17 protein-coding genes are annotated in these 19,717 nt (G+C 45.4%); all 17 read left to right on the top strand.

Annotated elements, in window-relative coordinates; genetic code table 11:
- Positions 1-230: 230 nt before the first annotated feature.
- The 17 genes from G5B12_RS06910 (at position 231) to G5B12_RS06830 (ending at position 19,592) form a co-directional block, all read left to right on the top strand.
- Entirely contained in the window at positions 231-1,196 is a 966-nt protein-coding gene (locus G5B12_RS06910) for a diacylglycerol/lipid kinase family protein (protein WP_118062111.1), read from the top strand.
- Positions 1,197-1,289: 93 nt separating this feature from the next.
- Positions 1,290-3,407, top strand: coding sequence for a glutamine synthetase III family protein (locus G5B12_RS06905; RefSeq protein WP_174087962.1), 2,118 nt, complete (start codon positions 1,290-1,292; stop codon positions 3,405-3,407).
- A gap of 165 nt (positions 3,408-3,572) precedes the next feature.
- Positions 3,573-4,490 (top strand): AAA family ATPase, encoded by a 918-nt coding sequence (locus G5B12_RS06900; RefSeq protein ID WP_118062113.1) that lies wholly within the window; start codon positions 3,573-3,575, stop codon positions 4,488-4,490.
- Positions 4,483-6,282, top strand: a complete 1,800-nt coding sequence (locus tag G5B12_RS06895; protein WP_021977265.1) for a hypothetical protein — start codon at positions 4,483-4,485, stop codon at positions 6,280-6,282. The genes G5B12_RS06900 and G5B12_RS06895 overlap by 8 nt, the downstream gene beginning before the upstream one ends.
- A gap of 218 nt (positions 6,283-6,500) precedes the next feature.
- Positions 6,501-8,399 carry an OPT family oligopeptide transporter gene (locus G5B12_RS06890; RefSeq protein ID WP_118062114.1) on the top strand — a complete coding sequence of 633 codons (1,899 nt, stop codon included), beginning with the start codon at positions 6,501-6,503 and terminating at the stop codon, positions 8,397-8,399.
- Complete coding sequence (locus tag G5B12_RS06885; RefSeq protein ID WP_174087961.1) at positions 8,399-8,773, top strand: PqqD family protein; 375 nt, start codon at positions 8,399-8,401, stop codon at positions 8,771-8,773. The genes G5B12_RS06890 and G5B12_RS06885 overlap by 1 nt, the downstream gene beginning before the upstream one ends.
- A 110-nt stretch (positions 8,774-8,883) precedes the next feature.
- Entirely contained in the window at positions 8,884-9,753 is an 870-nt protein-coding gene (locus G5B12_RS06880) for a YitT family protein (protein WP_118062116.1), read from the top strand.
- 136 nt (positions 9,754-9,889) lie between these two features.
- A complete protein-coding gene (locus G5B12_RS06875) occupies positions 9,890-10,981 on the top strand; it encodes a PucR family transcriptional regulator (RefSeq protein WP_118062117.1) in 1,092 nt (363 codons plus the stop codon).
- A 305-nt stretch (positions 10,982-11,286) separates the two neighbouring features.
- Positions 11,287-11,970 carry a cell division ATP-binding protein FtsE gene (ftsE, locus tag G5B12_RS06870; RefSeq protein ID WP_021976897.1) on the top strand — a complete coding sequence of 228 codons (684 nt, stop codon included), beginning with the start codon at positions 11,287-11,289 and terminating at the stop codon, positions 11,968-11,970.
- Positions 11,960-12,865 carry a permease-like cell division protein FtsX gene (gene ftsX / locus G5B12_RS06865; protein ID WP_174087960.1) on the top strand — a complete coding sequence of 302 codons (906 nt, stop codon included), beginning with the start codon at positions 11,960-11,962 and terminating at the stop codon, positions 12,863-12,865. The genes ftsE and ftsX overlap by 11 nt, the downstream gene beginning before the upstream one ends.
- A gap of 166 nt (positions 12,866-13,031) precedes the next feature.
- Positions 13,032-14,219 (top strand): S41 family peptidase, encoded by a 1,188-nt coding sequence (locus G5B12_RS06860; protein WP_174087959.1) that lies wholly within the window; start codon positions 13,032-13,034, stop codon positions 14,217-14,219.
- 25 nt (positions 14,220-14,244) lie between these two features.
- The gene (locus G5B12_RS06855) at positions 14,245-15,168 is read left to right on the top strand and encodes an AEC family transporter (protein WP_118062119.1); all 924 of its coding nucleotides are present in this window, start codon (positions 14,245-14,247) and stop codon (positions 15,166-15,168) included.
- A 164-nt stretch (positions 15,169-15,332) separates the two neighbouring features.
- The gene (locus G5B12_RS06850) at positions 15,333-15,980 is read left to right on the top strand and encodes an L-rhamnose mutarotase (RefSeq protein ID WP_021976893.1); all 648 of its coding nucleotides are present in this window, start codon (positions 15,333-15,335) and stop codon (positions 15,978-15,980) included.
- A gap of 324 nt (positions 15,981-16,304) precedes the next feature.
- Entirely contained in the window at positions 16,305-17,006 is a 702-nt protein-coding gene (locus tag G5B12_RS06845; RefSeq protein WP_021976892.1) for a phosphatase PAP2 family protein, read from the top strand.
- Positions 17,003-18,019: a lysylphosphatidylglycerol synthase transmembrane domain-containing protein gene (locus tag G5B12_RS06840; protein ID WP_021976891.1), complete on the top strand. Its 1,017-nt coding sequence runs from the start codon at positions 17,003-17,005 to the stop codon at positions 18,017-18,019. Before G5B12_RS06845 ends, G5B12_RS06840 begins: the two co-directional genes overlap by 4 nt.
- 26 nt (positions 18,020-18,045) lie before the next feature.
- A complete protein-coding gene (locus G5B12_RS06835; RefSeq protein WP_021976890.1) occupies positions 18,046-18,729 on the top strand; it encodes a CDP-alcohol phosphatidyltransferase family protein in 684 nt (227 codons plus the stop codon).
- Complete coding sequence (locus G5B12_RS06830) at positions 18,726-19,592, top strand: phosphatidylserine decarboxylase (RefSeq protein ID WP_021976889.1); 867 nt, start codon at positions 18,726-18,728, stop codon at positions 19,590-19,592. The genes G5B12_RS06835 and G5B12_RS06830 overlap by 4 nt, the downstream gene beginning before the upstream one ends.
- Positions 19,593-19,717 lie beyond the last annotated feature (125 nt).

The following is a 19,717-nucleotide window of genomic DNA, read 5'->3' as shown; positions in this document are numbered from 1 at the left end:
AGCACACGGTTCATACCCGTGGTGTCGAGGGTTCGAATCCCCCTCTCGCTACTTAACAAAAGGTCTGAAGATTCAATTTTATTGGGTTTTCGGACTTTTTTTGTTATAAATTTCCGAATGTCTGTGGTAAGACCAGATGTAAAAACTTAAGATTGACATTTTACATCGTTTTTTTTATCATAGTAAAAGAATAGACATAACGAATCATTTCGGGAAATGAGGATTGGATAATGAAAAAAAGAATGCTTTTTGTTTTCAACCCCAAAGCAGGAAAAGGAAGAATCAAGACGCATCTGCTGGACATTGTGGATATCTTTAACAAAGGTGGGTACGAAGTGATCATCCGTGCCACACAGGGACCGAAGGATGCTTATGAACAGGTGAAGGAATATGCGGATCAGGTGGATCTGATCGCCTGCAGTGGTGGTGATGGTACACTGGATGAAGTGGTTACCGGAATCGTGGAAGTGGGCAGCCAGACACCCATCGGCTATATCCCGGCAGGAAGCACCAATGATTTTGCCAATAGTCTGTTTATGCCGAAGAGTATGACTGCAGCTGCATCCATGATCATGGAGGAGCAGATCTATCACTGTGACATCGGTAAATTTAATAACCAGACATTTGCCTATGTGGCTGCGTTTGGACTGTTTACCAATGTTTCCTATGAGACAGACCAGGATCTGAAAAATATCCTGGGACATGTGGCCTATGTGCTGGAAGGGATGAAACAGCTTTTTGAGGTGAAATCCTATCATCTGAAAGTAACTTCCGATGAGCTGACCGTAGAGAATGATTTTATCTACGGCATGATCAGTAATTCCAGATCTGTAGGCGGTTTTAAGAACCTCACCGGAAAAAATGTGGATATGAATGACGGACTGTTTGAGGTGACACTGATCACCAACCCGAAGAATCCGCTGGAGCTTCAGGAGATCATGACTGCACTTCTCACCGCAGAAGATAATACAGATCTGATCTATTCTTTCAAATCCGCACATGTTGTGATTGAGTCGGAGGAGGCTGTTCCGTGGACGCTGGACGGAGAATTCGGAGGAGACCAGACCCGTGTGGAGATCGATAATCTTCATGAGGCCATGAACCTTTATCTCACCAGCAGTAAGAAACAGAAAAAAAGCCGGCTGAACCAGAAAATGCAGGAGCTCAAGGAGATCACCCAGAACAGCGAAGAATGATCCGGGCATCCGAGGACAAGGTGATCATACAGAGGTGAAAACGTCTTTCCTCATAAGAAAGACTGGATATACAGGAACGAAAAGGAGGAAGAAATGGGAGATTATATCAACGTAAAGGAAATCTTTGGCTGCGATGTATTTAACGATTCTGTTATGCAGGACCGTCTGCCGAAGAAGGTATACCGCGAACTGAAAAAGACAATAGAAGAGGGCAAGGAGCTGTCCATGGAGATCGCTGATGTGGTTGCACATGAGATGAAGGAATGGGCCATCGAGAAGGGTGCCACTCATTATTGTCACTGGTTTCAGCCGCTGACAGGCGTTACTGCCGAGAAGCATGATGCATTTGTCACAGCACCAAGAGAAGATGGCAAGGTACTCTTAAGCTTTTCCGGCAAGGAGCTGATCAAGGGTGAGCCGGATGCATCTTCATTCCCGTCCGGAGGACTTCGCGCAACATTCGAGGCCAGAGGCTATACAACATGGGATTGTACATCACCGGCCTTTGTACGTCATGACGCAGCCGGCGGAATCTTATGTATCCCTACTGCATTCTGCTCCTACACAGGAGAGGCACTTGACCAGAAAACACCGCTTCTTCGTTCCATGGAAGCAATCAATACACAGGCACTTCGACTTCTCCGCCTTTTCGGAAATACAACTTCCAAAAAAGTAACGCCTTCCGTTGGAGCTGAGCAGGAATATTTCCTGGTTGACAAACAGAAATGGCTCCAGAGAAAAGACCTGATCTACACAGGAAGAACACTTTTCGGTGCCATGCCTCCGAAAGGACAGGAGATGGATGACCATTATTTCGGAACCATCCGTCAGAGAATCTCCGCATACATGAAAGAAGTCAACGAGGAGTGCTGGAAACTGGGCGTAACAGCCAAGACACAGCATAACGAGGTTGCACCTGCACAGCATGAGCTGGCACCGATCTACGCACCGGTAAATATTGCGGCAGATCACAACCAGATCATGATGCGTATCCTCAAAAAAGTTGCAAGCCGCCATGGTATGCGCTGCCTGCTTCATGAGAAACCATTTGCAGGAGTTAATGGTTCCGGTAAGCACAATAACTGGTCCCTGACAACGGATGACGGGATCAACCTTCTTGAGCCGGGAAAAACTCCTCATGAGAATATCCAGTTCCTTCTTGTTCTCACCTGTATCCTGAAAGCCGTTGATGAGCACGCAGATCTTCTGAGAGAGTCTGCAGCAGACGTTGGAAACGATGAACGTCTCGGTGGAAATGAAGCACCGCCTGCAGTTATCTCCGTATTCCTCGGTGAGCAGCTTCAGGATGTGCTGGAGCAGCTGATCAGCACAGGTACCGCCACACACAGTAAGACCGGCGAGATCCTGGATACCGGTGTTAAGACACTTCCGGATTTCATGAAGGATGCTACAGACCGAAACAGAACCTCACCGTTTGCATTCACAGGAAACAAATTCGAGTTCCGTATGGTAGGTTCCCGTGATTCTATTTCCGAGTGCAACGTTGTACTGAACACCATTGCGGCAGAAGTATTCCGCGAGGCATGCGACCGTCTGGAAGCAGCAGAAGATTTTGACACCGCAGTACATGACCTGATCAAAGAGTACGCAACGGAGCATCAGCGTATTGTATTCAACGGAAACGGATATGCACCGGAGTGGGAGGCAGAGGCAAAGAGACGTGGGCTTCCGATCCTTCCGTCCATGGTAGATGCCATCCCTGCACTGACTACAGACAAGGCTGTGAAGCTTTTTGAATCCTTCAATGTATTCACAAGAGCAGAGCTTGAGTCCAGAGCAGAGATCCAGTACGAAGGCTATGCAAAAGCCATCAACATCGAGGCTAAGACCATGGTGGATATCGCAACCAAGCAGATCATCCCTGCAGTCATCCGTTACACAACCGTTCTTGCAGAGTCCATCAATTCTGTAAAAGCAGTAAGTGCAGCACTTGATGTCAGCGTACAGACAAGCCTTCTGGAAAAATCCTCCACCCTTCTCGCAGAGACCAAGGCAGCTATGGATAAACTTTCCGGACTGATCGCAGAGGCGGAAGCTCATGAAGAGGGACGTGACCGTGCCGTATTCTTCAGAGAGAGCGTTGTACCGGCAATGAAAGCATTAAGAAAACCGGTCGATGAGCTTGAGATGATCGTGGATAAAGATATGTGGCCGATGCCATCTTACGGCGATCTGATCTTTGAGGTATGATCGGCTGAATAAAATATAAGAAATAAGAGATGTTCCCTGAATGCAGAGGCATCTTTGAAAGCAAATGACGGGACGGATGTAAGATCTGTCCCGTTTTTTACCTGGCGGAGAGAGAAGCTGTAAGGCTTTTATCCGCTTGAATCAGATTCAGGAGTAAATATATATATGAAAGAATTAGAATTTTTAAAAGAACAGAACGTTTCCGAAGACCTGATCCACGGTGTCGAGGAATTCCGGAAAAACTATGGCGTGGATGAGGCAGTACAGGGAAGAGTTACCAGACCGTCCATTCCGTTCTATGGAAAAGAGATCCTGGAAATGGCCATCGCAGGTCTTCTGGAGGGGGAAAATCTCCTCCTTGCAGGTCCGAAAGCCACCGGAAAAAATATCCTGGCCGAAAATCTGGCCTATGCGTTTGGCCGCCCGATCTATAACGTATCTTTCCATGTCAACACAAACAGCGGGGATCTGATCGGAACGGATACCTTTGTAAACAATGAAGTCTGCCTCCGGAAGGGCAGTATCTACCAGTGTGCCGAGTACGGTGGTTTCGGTATCCTGGATGAGATCAACATGGCAAAGAACGATGCGGTCTCAGTCCTTCACGCAACGCTGGACTACCGCCGTTCCATTGATGTTCCCGGATATGACAGGATCGATCTCCATCCGGCGGCACGTTTTATCGGAACCATGAATTATGGATATGCAGGAACAAAAGAGCTGAACGAAGCCCTTGTTTCCCGTTTTCTGGTGATCGATATGCCGGCCCAGACAGAGGAAACTTTAGGGTTCATTTTTAACAAAATGTTCCCGGAAGCAAAAGAAAAAGCAGTGGAACAGTTTATCGGCGTTTTTATGGACCTTCAGAAAAAATCTGTAAACAGTGAGATTTCCACAAAATCCCTGGATCTCCGCGGCCTTCTGGCTGCCATGAAAATCGTCCGCGCGGGACTTTCTCCCCTGGCTGCAGTGCAGATGGGAGTGGTGAACAAAACCTTCGATATTTTTGAAAAAGAGATTGTGGACGATGTAGTCCGTACAAGGATCCCGGAAGAGTGGACAAAGGACGATGTCTATGCGTAAAGATCTGACAGAAGAACTTTCCATTGAAGATTACAAACTGGATCTGGAAAACCGCATCCGGAATCTTCTCTGGACGGTCAGTGGAGATTACACCCTGGAAGTAAAGCCGGATGTATCCCTGTTTCTCCGCTCCAAAGAGATCGCACTTTACGACGGGATCAAACAGGGCGCTTTTGCCAGATATTTTGACAAAAACCTTCTTGGCCTTTACCTTGTGAAAAAGATCTATCTGGATGCGTCGGAGGCGGAACTTACCGGGCTGACACAGCTTTGCATCGAGGCAGCAGTGGGAACGCGGATCTGCGAGGAACGCCCGGGCGTGCGCCGTATGCGGAAAAAAGCGCTGGAAGATATCCTGGATCAGGAATATGAAACCCTGCCTTCCTATGATAAACTGCTGGATCGGCTGAAAGTCGCGGTATTCCGTGACGTTCTTGCAGGAAGTGTGCAACCTGTGGAGAAAAAACTTTCCGCATTCCGGGATCAGATCTATGCCTGTGCAGAAACCGGAGATACCATGGAACTGATCCGGATCATTGACAGGCTTTATAATACAGTGATCGATCCGGATTTTGAGAAGAAAAACGGTTCTCTGGATCGGGTAATGGCAGTGACGCTTGAGGAACTGACGGAATTCGGCTGGGAAGACTATCTCAACGAAGAGATGTATGAGGATGCCCTGGAAAACTATGTGGAAAAGATTACGGACCGGATGACAGATCTTGAGGATTCTTCCCTTACTGAAGATATGGAGGAAAAGCGCAAGGTAAAAAACAAGATCACAGTGGTTTCCGAGGAGGCACTTAAGAAAGCCCACACCTATGTGGAACTGAACTTTGGAAGAAGTTATCTTTCACCGGCAGAAGAAAAAAGAATGAATTATCTGATGTGCCGGGGGATTCACGGGGACTGTACGTTATATTTTACCGAAGGGATCCTGAAAAATCCGGTCCGGGACAATTACCAGTACCAGTATGCCAAACGTCTCCGCAATAAGAACATATGGGTCTATCATGACAAGCACAGGATTGCGAAACGGAATATTTCCATGCTGACGGAACTTCTGAAAAAAGCACTGGTGATCCGAAGTGAAAACCAGGAAGTCCTCTCAGACCGGGGAACCATCGTTCCTTCCAGGCTGTGGCGTGTAGGAAGAAGCAGCGAGGCGAATCTTTTTAAACGGATCCTCCGTGGGGATAATACGGATTTTGTGGTAGATGTGCTGATCGATGCCAGCGGTTCCCAGATGAGCCGACAGGGAGATGTGGCGTTGCAGGCCTATATGATCAGTTCTGCCTTAAGTAATGTGGACATCCCCCACCGGGTTATGAGTTACTGTACATTCTGGGATCATACCATCCTGCACAGGTTTCGGGAGTATGAGGATCCGGTCGCGGCAGATGATGATATTTTCAATTATGTGACTTCATCTAACAACCGCGACGGGCTTGCCATAAAAGCAGTGGGATACGGCCTTTTACAGAGAGAAGAGGAGAAAAAGATCCTGATCATCTTAAGTGACGGCCGTCCTTATGATGTGATCATAAACCGTCCCAATGCAAAAAATCCGGCACCTTATCAGGGAAAATATGCTATTGCGGATACTGCAACAGAAGTGCGCCGCCTCCGCAGCCAGGGGGTCAGTGTTCTGGGAGTATTTGCGGGAGAAGAGAAGGATCTTGCAGCGGAAAAGAAGATCTTTGGAAAGGATTTTGCCTATATCCGGGATATCGGAAATTTCTCCAAGATCGTAGGACGATATCTGACAAAACAGCTGGAAGCAGATAATTGAAAAAAAACGACATTTTTTTCGGAATGTATAATATTCAATTAACAAGAATACAGTCACTATGTTAGCATAAAAGCTGCATAGTGACTAATTTTTTGCTTATAATTATCCATAAAATTGTAAATAATACATAATATTACAGAGATAATTCCTTGCAAAAATAAGCGAAATTTGTTATACTAGATAACGTTACTAATTTACTAGATAAAGGGAGAGGAAATATGAACGAAAACACAGAGTTCAAACCTTACATTCCGGCGGAGAAAGTTACTCCGGAGCTCACAGTTACATCTGTGATCATGGGATGTATCCTTGCTGTCATCTTCGGCGCAGCCAATGCTTATCTTGGCCTTCGTGTTGGTATGACAGTATCTGCCTCCATTCCGGCGGCAGTTATCTCCATGGGTGTTATCCGCGTACTTCTTCGCAGAAACTCCATCCTGGAGAGCAATATGGTCCAGACTATCGGTTCAGCCGGTGAGTCTCTTGCAGCAGGTGCTATTTTTACCATGCCTGCACTGTTCCTCTGGGCAGAGGAAGGACTTTCAGACAAACCAGGCATCGTTGAGATCACTCTGATCGCACTTTGCGGTGGTATCCTTGGTGTACTTTTCATGGTACCCCTTCGTAATGCCCTCATTGTTAAAGAGCACGCAACTCTGCTCTATCCGGAAGGAACTGCCTGCGCAGATGTTCTTCTTGCCGGTGAGGAAGGTGGAGCAAACGCTTCCACAGTATTCTCCGGTATGGGACTTGCAGCCATCTTCAAATTCGTTGTTGATGGACTGAAACTGCTTCCGGCAGACGTTGCAGCAGCATTCAAATCCTTCAAGGGTGAGATCGGTATGGAAGTTTATCCGGCACTTCTCGGTGTTGGTTACATCGTAGGACCGAAGATCGCATCTTACATGTTCGTTGGTTCCCTTATGGGCTGGATGGTTATCATTCCGATGATCTGCCTGTTCGGACCTGACACATGGATGTACCCTGCAGCAGAGGGAACAACCATTGCACAGCTTTACGCAAACGGCGGAGCAGCAGCAATCTGGTCTACTTACGTTAAATACATCGGCGCAGGTGCCATCGCAACCGGTGGTATCATTTCCCTGATCAAATCCCTGCCGCTGATCGTTACAACCTTCCGTGACTCCATGAAGAGCATGAAAGGAAGCAAGAGCACAAGCACAGCGAGAACCGCACAGGATCTTCCGATGCAGTTCATCCTTCTTGGCGTTTTTGCAATGGTATTTATCATCTGGATCGTTCCGGCTATCCCGGTAACTCTTCTTGGTGCATTTATCATCGTAATCTTTGGATTCTTCTTTGCAACTGTATCCTCCCGTATGGTAGGTCTTGTAGGAAGTTCCAACAACCCGGTTTCCGGTATGGCTATCGCTACTCTTCTGATCGCTACATTTGCAATCAAGAGCTCCGGTAAAACAGGCATCGACGGAATGACAGCAGCGATCGCTGTTGGTTCTGTTATCTGTATCATCGCAGCAATTGCCGGTGATACCTCTCAGGACCTTAAGACAGGATACCTTCTTGGTGCTACACCTAAGAAGCAGCAGATGGGCGAGATGCTCGGTGTTGTTGTTTCCGGTCTTGCTATTGGCGGTGTTCTGTATCTTCTGAATGCAGCATGGGGCTACGGTACAGCAGAGATTCCTGCTCCGCAGGCTCAGCTTATGAAGATGATCGTTGAGGGAATCATGGGCGGAAACCTTCCATGGGGACTTGTATTCATTGGTGTATTCCTTGCAATCTGCCTTGAGATCCTTCGTATTCCGGTAATGCCTTTCGCAATCGGTCTTTACCTTCCAATCTACCTGAACGCTACCATCATGATCGGTGGTGTTGTACGTGGATTACTTGACCGCAGAAAAGGTGTTGACGAGAAGACAAAGACAGCTCAGTCCACAGATGGTACTCTGTATTGTGCAGGTATGATCGCCGGCGAGGGTCTTGTTGGTATTCTTCTTGCAGTATTTGCAGTATTCGGTATCAGCCTTGATATGTCCGGCATTGTAAACTTCGGAAATATCGGTGGCGTTGTACTGATGATCATCATGATCCTGTCACTGCTTAAATTCTCTATCTGGAGAAAGAAGAAAGCCTGATGAGAAAAAACAAAAAGGATAAGAAACAGGATATCAACTATCTTGATCTGATCCCGGAAACAAACCAGTCGATCCGGTGGCACCGGGACCTGAAGCAGCGGATCATTCTTGAGATAGAGAATAAGGGTATGTTCAATACTATCGCGCAGAAGGTTTTTGGCAAGCCAAGGTTTTCCAAGGTTCATCTTGATGAAATGGGAACTTTTATCTGGCCTGAGATCGATGGAACAAAAACCGTGCAGGAGCTTGCCCTGCTGGTGAAAGAACATTTCGGAGATAAGGCAGAGCCCCTTTATCCGAGAATCGTAAAATACTTTCAGATAATGGAAAGCTATGAATTTGTTCATTTTATAAATAAAAAGACAGACAAATAGCAAAAGAGAACGGGAACGGACGCAGAATAGTGTACGGTCCCGTTCTTTTTATGACACGTCAGTACGGGAAACTGATGCAGTTGTCGTATGATAAATGAAAGGAGCACTTTATGAGTCTTGTGAAAAAAAAGAACTGGTATCTGGATTATCTTCTGATCATAGTAGGAACCGGGCTGATGGCACTTGCCATCAATTCCGTTTTTGATGCAACCGGGCTGGTAACAGGCGGCTTTTCCGGTATTGCGATCCTGGTGAAGCACTGGACCGGTGGAATCATAGATGGCGGAGTTCCGCTGTGGCTTACCAATATCACGCTGAACATCCCACTGTTTTTTCTGGGATGGCGGATCAAAGGCTTTTCTTTTGTAAAAAAAGCTCTGGCCGGTGAGATCTCCCTCTCAACCTGGCTTGCCATTCAGCCGGTGTGGAATATTGCGGGAGATGATCTTCTTCTGGCTGCTGTATACGGTGGTGTGATCCTGGGAATCGGCATCGGAATGGTTTTCCTCGGACAGGGAACCACAGGCGGAACGGATATGATGGCAGCACTGATCCAGAAGTATATAAGTCATTATTCCATCGCACAGATCATGCAGTTTATTGATGGCCTTGTTGTAATTGTGGGTATGTATGTGTTTGGCATCCAGCGTGCTCTGTATGCCATCATTGCAGTTTATCTGGTAACAAAAGTATCCGACAGCCTGATCGAAGGTCTGAAGTTTTCCAAGCAGACATTTATCATTACGGAGAAGCCGGATGAGGTGGCAAAAGTCATTATGGAAGACCTGGACCGTGGGGCAACCGGAATCTGTGGCAAGGGTATGTACTCCGGCCAGGAGAAAACCATCATCTTCTGTGTGGTAAATAAGAAGGAAATCGTGAAGCTGAAAGAGCTGGTGGATGATATTGATCCCGATGCTTTTGTGATTGTTTCCGATGCAAGAGAGGTTCACGGAGAAGGCTTTATAGAGAAAAATTAGGCGGATTTCAACAAAAATTTGTAAATTTTTTCAGTTTTCCTCTTTTATTTTTGGTGATTTTGTATTAAAATAGCCATAGATAGAGAGGGAAAGACAGAAGATAAGCATACACATAAGTGAGAAGGGATTGAACGGAATGATATCGAATCAGGTGTTACAGAATACGCTCGAGGGACTTAAAGAAATATCAAGGACGGAATTTTGTGTCATTGACACAGACGGTAAGGTACTGGCGTCTACCTTTTCTGATTTTGAAATCCAGCCGGCAGATATCCAGGCTTTTGTAGAATCCCAGGCGGACAGCCAGCTTGTCAAGGGATTTCAGTACTTTAAGGTCTGTGATGATTATCAGTTGGAATACGTCCTGGTAGCCCATGGAGATGATGAGGATACTTATATGGTAGGTAAACTTGCAGCCTTCCAGATCCAGAATCTGATCGTAGCGTACAAGGAGCGTTTTGACAAGGACAGCTTTATCAAGAATCTTCTTCTTGATAATCTTCTTCTGGTGGATATTTACAACAGAGCGAAGAAACTTCATATTGAAGCAGATGTCCGTCGTGTAGTCATGATCCTGGAACTGAACCAGGAGAAAGATCACAGCTCCGTGGAGAGCGTGAAGAGCCTTTTTGGCGGAAAGAGCAGAGATTTTATCACTGCAGTTGATGAGAAGAGCATTATTATTGTCAAGGAACTGGAAGAAGGAGAGGGCTATCCGGAGATGGATAAGCTGGCTCACACCATTCTGGATACTCTTGACCTGAATAAAGACGGTGAGGATGTCCATATGGCATACGGTACCATCGTCAATGAGCTGAAGGAAGTTTCACGTTCCTATAAGGAAGCGCGTATGGCACTTGATGTAGGTAAGATCTTCTTTGGAGACAAGGAAGTGATCGCATACAGCTCACTGGGAATCGGACGACTGATCTACCAGCTGCCTATTCCTCTGTGTAAGATGTTTATCCGTGAGATCTTTGATAACAAATCTCCGGACGACTTCGATGAGGAGACACTTGTCACCATCGATAAATTCTTCGAGAATAGCCTGAATGTATCCGAGACTTCGCGTCAGCTGTACATTCACAGAAATACACTGGTATACCGCCTGGATAAACTCCAGAAGAGTACCGGATTGGATCTTCGGGTGTTTGAGGATGCCATCACATTTAAGATTGCACTGATGGTTGTGCGTTATATGAAGTACATGGAAACGCTTGAATATTAATATCATCAGATCAGATTTTTTGACTGCTGCCTGTTCCTTACCGGAATGGGTGGCAGTTTTTGTATGATTTTTTTGCAGCGGGATATCGTGTGCCTTCAATAATAATTTGAAGATTTCACATGAACTTCACAGATAACCCTTGGGGCTCTATTGTATTTTTTGCATTTTTATTATAAAATAAATAACTCGAAGAGGGCTGTTACAGCCTGGAAAATTTATTCTTGCATTTATGCGAGATATATATTACAATAATGTTACAAAAAAGTTAAGATAATTATGCTTTTGCAATATAGAGGAGGATACATATGATCGATCTTGTAGATGTGAGCAAATCTTATGGTCCGGGTCTTCCGGCTGTGAATCATGCGAACTTACATGTTGATAAAGGGGAATTTGTATTTGTAGTAGGAAGCAGTGGTTCCGGTAAATCCACACTGATCAAGCTTCTGATGAAAGAGCTGGATTCTACCAATGGAACCATTACAGTCAGCGGAGAACGTCTGGAGAAGATGAAACACAGACGTGTGGCCAAATATCGCAGAAAGCTTGGCGTAGTATTTCAGGATTTCCGCCTGTTAAAAGACCGTAATGTATATGAGAACGTAGCATTTGCACAGCGTGTTATCGGAAGACCGACCCGCGTGATCCGTAAACGTGTTCCGGAGGTTCTCCAGGAAGTAGGTCTTGCAGGGAAATATAAGGCATATCCGGATGAACTTTCCGGTGGTGAGCAGCAGAGAGTTGCCCTTGCCAGAGCACTGGTAAACCGCCCGGACATCCTTCTGGCAGATGAGCCAACCGGAAACCTGGATCCGAAGACTTCCGAGGAGATCATGGCTCTGATGGAGCAGATCAATGACAGAGGAACCACCGTTCTGGTAGTCACCCATAACAAAGACATCGTCAATGCCATGCGTAAACGAGTAGTCACCATGCACAATGGAAAGATCATCAGCGATGAGAAAGAGGGAGGATATCATGAGGCCTAGTACGATCTGGTATACCCTGAAGCAGGGATTTAAGAATATAAAAAGAAACTGGATGTTTTCCCTGGCATGTATCATTACAATGGCTGCATGCATCTTTCTGGTAGGAATTTTCTATTCCATTGTTAACAACGTAAATTCCATAGCACATAAAGTAGAAGAAGAAGTGCCAATTACGGTATTCTTTGATGAGGGAACTACAGAGGAAGAGATCCAGGCAGTCGGTGATGCCATTCAGGCCAGACCGGAAGTTGCCAGAATGGATTATCAGTCTGCAGACCAGGCGTGGGAAGATTATAAACAGAAATATTTTGGCGATGAAGATGCAGCAGATGGATTTAAGGATGATAATCCTCTTGCCAATTCTTCCAACTATCAGGTATATCTTAACGATATCACCAAGCAGACAGAGCTGGTAAATTATATCCAGAGTCTGGATCATGTCCGCAAGGTAAATCAGTCTGAGCAGGCATCCAAGACACTGGGATCTATTAACAAACTGGTTTCTTATGTATCCATTGCCGTCATTGTAATTCTTTTGATCATTTCAGTATTCCTGATTAGCAATACTGTATCTATGGGTATTTCTGTTCGTAAGGAAGAAATTGGAATTATGAAATACATAGGAGCTACCGATGCTTTTGTACGGCTTCCATTCCTTCTGGAAGGAATCATTCTGGGTGTGATTGGTGCGGCAATCCCGTTGGTGTGTCTGTTTTTCCTCTACAATTCCGCAGTTGAGTTTATTCTGACAAAATTCAATGTACTGACAGGAATCGTAGATTTTATCCCGATCTGGCAGATCTATGAAGGACTGATCCCGATGGGACTTGGACTTGGTGTGGGAATCGGACTTCTGGGAAGTTTCTTCACAACAAGAAAACATCTCAGAGTGTAACCAAATAGCAGAGCGGATCTGCGTGTATCCGCGGGATGCATACCTATAAGAGATACAGCGGCTGTCGGAGAACCGGCAGCCGCTTTCAGTATATAAAAAACGGACGGCACATAAGGAAAACAGAGAATCTGTGATATTACCGGGCTGTGCAGAAGAAAGGAAAGATATGAAAAATAAAGAGTTCAAAAAAGGCGTAGCCATCGGAGTGGCAGCCACGCTTGTTGTGACAGGGGCTGGTTTTGTCAGTTATCAGAAAGTGCTGTTTCCCAAAGGCAATGCACTGTCAGACGTGAAAACAGTCCAGAAGCTGAATTATCTGGAAGAACTGATCGATACAGAATATCTGGATGAAAAGGATGAAAGCAGTCTGCGGGAGGGCCTTTATGCAGGTCTGCTCGCCGGACTGAAGGATCCATACTCCACGTATTACACGGCAGAACAGTATAAAGAACTGAATACTTCCAATGAAGGTTCCTACGTGGGAATCGGGGCAGTTCTCCAGAAAGAGGATGGCGGAGGGGCAAAGGTCGTGCAGCTCTATGAAGGCGGACCGGGAGAACAGGCAGGTCTGAAAACCGGAGACGTGATCAAAGCGGTCGATGGAACAGATGTCACAGAAAAAGAAACTTCCGACATCGCTTCCATGGTCCGTGACAGTGATAAAGATTTCGTAACGCTGACCATACAAAGGGAAGATGAAGAGAAAACTCAGAATATCAAAGTAGAGATCCGAGATGTGGAAATCCAGACTGTCTCTCATGAGATGCTTGTCGGAGACACCGGATATATCCGGATTTCCGAGTTTTCCGAAGTGACCAGTGACCAGTATAAAAAAGCATTTGCAGATCTGAAAGACCAGGGAATGAAAAAACTGGTAGTCGATCTCCGCGACAATCCGGGTGGCCTTCTTACCGCAGTCTGTGGAGTACTCCGCCAGATCCTTCCGGAAGGACTGATCGTTTATACAGAGGACAAAAACGGGAAACGGGAAGAGGAAACCTGTGACGGAAAGAATGAGCTGACTATGCCGCTGGCAGTTCTGGTAAACGGAAACAGTGCCAGTGCATCAGAGATTTTTGCGGGAGCAGTGAAAGACTACGGTATTGGAACGATCGTGGGAACAACGACTTACGGAAAAGGCGTAGTGCAGACCATCCAGCCGCTTACCGACGGCAGCGCAGTAAAGATCACCATTGCAAAATATTTTACACCAAAGGGCAATGACATCAATAAAAAAGGAATCACTCCAGATGTGGAAGCAGAGCTTTCCGGAGACATTACAGACTGGGCAGAACTTACACATGAGAAAGACACGCAGCTTCAGACGGCCCTGAAAGAGCTGGAGCAGAACTGATGCGTACAGAAGGAGAGAAAAGAAAATGATAACTTTACAATTATTGCAGCAGATCATAGTATTTTTTCTGATGATGGCCTGCGGGTTTGCGGTGGTAAAATGTGGACTGATCGATGCGAAAAGCAGCAGGACACTGTCGGTGATCTGCATTTACATCATCATGCCATGTGTGATGATCAATGCGTTTCAGATTGAATATTCCAGAAGTATCCGGAATGGGTTTCTTCTGGCAATAGCAGCAGCGGTCCTGATCCATATTTTTCTGCTGGTATTTACACAGATTATCGGCAAACCGCTGAAATTAAGCGTGGTGGAAAAAGAATCCATCATTTATTCCAATTCCGGAAACCTGGTGATCCCGCTTGTGACCGTAGTCCTTGGAGAGGAATGGGTAATCTATGCCAGCGCTTTCCTGAGTGTACAGATGATCCTGATGTGGACCCACGGACAGTCACTGATGGAGGCGAAGGCAGGAATTAACTGGAAAAAAATCCTCTGCAATATCAATCTGATCGCCATTATCCTTGGCATTGTCCTGTTCTTTACACAGATCCGACTGCCTGTCATCTTTGGAAATACCATGAGCCAGATTTCAGCCACCCTGGGACCGGTATGTATGATCATGCTTGGAATGACTATGACAGAGGTAAAATGGAAAGATATTTTCAGTCATTCCAGAATCTATCTGATCACGATCCTGAAAATGGTGGTGACGCCGCTGATCGTACTGCTGCTTCTGAAATATCTGCCATTGGCATCTCTTGTAAAAGACGGAAAAACGATTCTTCTGATCAGCCTGATGGCAGTGATCACACCGTCGGCAACAACGATTGTACAGCTGGCGCAGCTGTACGACCGGGAACCGGTCTATGCCAGTACTATCAATGTAATGACAACTCTGGTCAGCATTGTGACCATGCCTTTGATGGTGATGTTTTATCTGGCCTGAAAAAAAGTGCAGAGAATGTTTCAAAATACAGTGGTATAATTGTAAAAGTATGATAAAAGTGTTAAAATCAACTCAGAGTACGGAAAAGAAAGAGACCAGTTATTTTTGATGAGACTACATATGGAAATTTCTGCAAACGCCATATAAAACAGGAGGGTACATAAATGGAACGACATGCTTTTGCAATGAAAGTAAAAGAAGGAAAAATGAACGATTACCGTAAGACCTTAGGCGAAATCTGGCCGGAGCTTACCGCATATCTGGATCGCAACGGCATTCATAATTTCAGCATCTGGAATGCTGCAGACCTGATCTTCGGATATTATGAAAATGCAGACGGAGCTGTGATCTCTCCAAAAGAGGAGAAAGTAAAAGCAGCACTGACTGAAAAAATCCAGGATACATTTACCTGGATCTCCACTCCTGGAAAAGACATGCGTCTGATGTATCATAATTTTGGTGTTGTGAGAGAAAACAAAGAGCTGATCCGCCACAGAATGTTCATGACAAAATTAAAAGACGGCTGTGAGGAAGAATACAAGGCTCGTCATGACGGACTTGTAGCACAGAGAGGCGATACAATAGATCCGGGCCCGGACAGTAACTTCAGCATCTGGAGCGCAGGCGGATATATTTTCGGATACGATGAGATCGACACTACCATGGAAGTGGAAGAAACACCGGAAGCAAGAGAGGCGACCATCGCATGGGAAACACGTCAGCTGGGGATCATGGACTGGATCACCAACGATGTGGACTGGATGACAAAAGAAGTACATCCGTCCAGTGTACGTCTTGCATGGCATAATTAAAAAAATGGGGAAATAAAAAGGAAGGAGGCCGGGGCTTTGTTTGGAGGTAGCCCCGGCAGTATGAAAAAGAAAAAAGTGTTATCAAAGGTAGTACCCTTTGCACATCTAATAATATACTCACATTTTGTGGTCATTCTGTGACGTCATTCTGAAAAAAGTATGAACAAAAAAGAAAAATTAGCTGAACTGAAATCTTAACAATTCTTAAAATTCCCATATTTAGTTGAAACCATACGCCCCGACTGTTATACTGTGAGTAACAGAAAACATCAGGAAAAAATACGTTTTCTTCCTGAGATCAATAAAATAATGAGGCGTGAATTTATGAAACGTTTTTGGAAATATGTAACAGGGGTTGTACCTGCGTACGGGCTTTTTCCCCTTGTTTTTTCATTTGTATTTAACTGTCTTGTATATTCCGGTTCAAGGGCAATTGCAGGCGGTTGGTACCATCACAACATAGAAAGTAGTCTTGACCTGCGGCTCCCGTTTGTGCCGCAGTTTTTAATTGTCTATTTCGGATGTTATATATTCTGGGCAGTGAATTATATTCTTGCGGCAAGGCAGGAGAAGGAACAGGTTTACCGTTTTTTTACCGCAGATCTTATATCCCGCTGCGTGTGCCTGATCATATTTCTGGCATACCCCACCACCAACACAAGACCGGTGATCGAGGGGAGCGGTTTCTGGGATCTGCTGGCAGGATGGCTTTATTCCATTGATGCGGCGGATAACCTGTTTCCATCCATTCACTGCCTGGTAAGCTGGTTCTGTTTCCTGGGAATCAAAGACCAGAAAAGAATTCCGGCATGGTATAAAGGAGTATCTTTTGTGCTGGCAGTTCTGGTTTTTCTGTCCACCCTTTTTACCAAGCAGCATGTTCTGGTGGATGTGGCCGGTGGCGTGATCCTGGCACAGATATGTTTTATGCTGGGACAGAAAACGGAGATCTGGCATATTTATGAACGGGTCGGAAGTAAAATTGAGAAGAAGATCAACAGATATATAGAAGGTGCCAAGAGATGAAAAGCAGAAAAAAGATCATATTTAACGGAGTATTCCTGGCGGTCGTTTTTGCCCTGACCATCTACGGCGTTTTTCACGGAGAAGATCTGTCTTCCATGATGGATGCCATACACAGGGCTGACAAACGGTGGCTGATTCCGGGAATTGCACTGGTAGCGTTTTTTATCTGGGGAGAATCCATCATCATCTGGTACATGATGAGATCCAGTGGAATCCAGCTGAAAAAGAGAACCTGTTTTCTGTTCTCTTCCGTGGGATTTTTTTTCAGCTGTATCACACCGTCCGCCAGTGGCGGACAGCCCATGCAGATCTACTACATGAAAAAAGAAAAGATTTCCATTCCGGTGTCAACGGTAATTCTGATGATCGTAACCATCACCTATAAACTGGTACTTGTGGTGATCGGTATTGGAATCGCAATTTTCGGAAGGGGATTTCTCCATAAATATCTGGAAGGGATCCTGCCGGTGTTTTACCTGGGACTGGCACTGAATATTTTCTGCGTTACATTTATGACCATCCTGGTGTTCCATCCACTTCTGGCAAAAGCGATCATGGTAAAGGGAATGAAACTTCTGGAACGACTTCATCTGGTGAAGAAAAAAGATGGGCGTCTGAAAAAACTGGAAGATTCCATGGATACTTACCGAAATACTGCGGCATATCTGAAGAATAATCCTTTTGTGATCGTTAAAGTTATTGGAATCACTTTTATCCAGCGTATGGCACTGTTTGCGGTGACCTGGTTTGTATATCAGGCTTTTGGACTTCACGGCACCGGATTCTGGGAGATCCTTTTTCTCCAGGCCGTGATCTCGGTATCTGTGGATATGCTGCCGCTTCCGGGAGGAATGGGAATCAGTGAGACGCTGTTCCTTAATATTTTCAGCCCGGTGTTCGGGGGACTGCTGCTTCCGGGAATGGTACTTAGCAGAGGGCTTGGATATTATGGGGAGCTTCTGATCAGTGCGGCGTTTACAGTGGTGGCCCAGCTGACTATTGGAAAAAAGTAATTGAAAGAGAAAAATGAGGTGTGCAAATGATAGGATTTTATGATTACACGGTAATAATGACTTACATAAGCGTAGTGTCTTCCATGATCGGAATCTTCTGCGCTGTGACGGACCATATTTCAGCAGCAGTGTGCTGTCTGGCATTTTCCGGGTTGTGTGATATGTTTGACGGAAAGATTGCGCGAACCAAGAAGAACAGAACGGAGGAAGAGAAGTGCTTCGGGATCCAGATCGATTCTCTTGCGGATATTGTCTGTTTCGGAATCCTTCCCATTGTGCTGGGATTTAAGCTTGGCATGTATCATATTTACGGAATTGCCATTCTTCTGTTCTACGGTCTTGCAGGCCTGATCCGTCTGGCATATTTCAATGTTATGGAAGAAAAACGCCAGAATGAAACCTCCGAAAACCGGAAATATTATCAGGGACTTCCCATCACATCCATGTCCGTGATCCTGCCACTTCTGTTTGTGGTTTCCCTGCTTTTTCCGGAGTATAAATGGTTTGTGGTGCTCCTCCATATCACAATGCTGGCAGTAGGACTTCTGTTTATCCTGGATTTTAAATTCCGTAAGCCAACCAACCGGGAGCTGGTGATCATCGTTGCGGTAGTTGCAGTGGCAGTCCTTCTGGTTCTTTTCTATAATGAGGGATGGTGGAAATTCAATTATCTCTACAAACTTTCCATGGAAAGAGGCGGTAATTTATGATCCGGACGGCAGACCGAAAGGGAAACATTAAAAAGGAAGATTCTTTTCAGAATAATTTGCTGGAAAAAATCTACGGTTCTGTGGCCGGGCGTATGATGATCCGGCCGCTGGTTACCCCGGCTGTTTCCACGGTTGTGGGAAAGCTTCTGGATTCCAGGATTTCGGCAGCAGCAGTGGAACCGTTTATCCGGCTCAATCATCTGGATATGAGTGATTATGAAACGCGGAAATATATTTCCTACAATGATTTTTTCAAGAGAAAGATCCGGGAGGGTGCCCGCAGGATCGATATGGAACCCGGGCATTTTATCAGTCCCTGTGACTGCCGGGCCAGTGTATATCCTGTGGATGAAAAAGCCTGTCTTCATATCAAACAGACCCGATATACAGTGGAGGAACTTTTAAGGAACCCTTCCCTTGGGAAAAGATATCAGGGTGGCTATGTGTGGGTACTTCGTCTCTGTGTCCAGGATTATCACAGATATATTTATCCGGACAATGCAGCAGAGTCCCGGCGTATCAGAATCCCCGGGATTCTGCATACAGTCAACCCTGTGGCAAATGATGCCTATCCTATCTATAAAGAAAACAGCCGGGAATATTCCCTTCTGAAAACAGAAAATTTCCGCACGATGTTGATGATGGAAGTAGGCGCTCTCTTTGTGGGGAAGATCGAAAACCGGCCAAGAAGGGCATCTGTGAAACGTGGAGAGGAAAAAGGCAATTTTGCTTTCGGTGGTTCCACCATTGTGCTGATCACCGAAAAAAATGCGGTAAAGCCAGATGAAGATATCCTCAAAAATTCACAGGCAGGAATGGAAACAAGAGTACTTATGGGAGAAAAAATCGGAGAATCCTTTTGAAAGTGAAAGGGTTCTCTTTTTTATATTTGCTTTACACAAAATTTTCTTAAAAAATGAAATTACGTTCACACACACAACACAAACCTGTGATATATTATGAGCATATAGCAAAGCGGAACGGGAAG

It is taken from the genome of Blautia sp. MSK.20.85, assembly GCF_013317245.1.
In the GTDB taxonomy this organism is placed as follows: Bacteria; Bacillota; Clostridia; order Lachnospirales; family Lachnospiraceae; genus Blautia_A.
The sequence above is the reverse complement of the archived record's forward strand: the minus strand, read 5'-3'. Positions and strand labels throughout refer to the sequence as shown.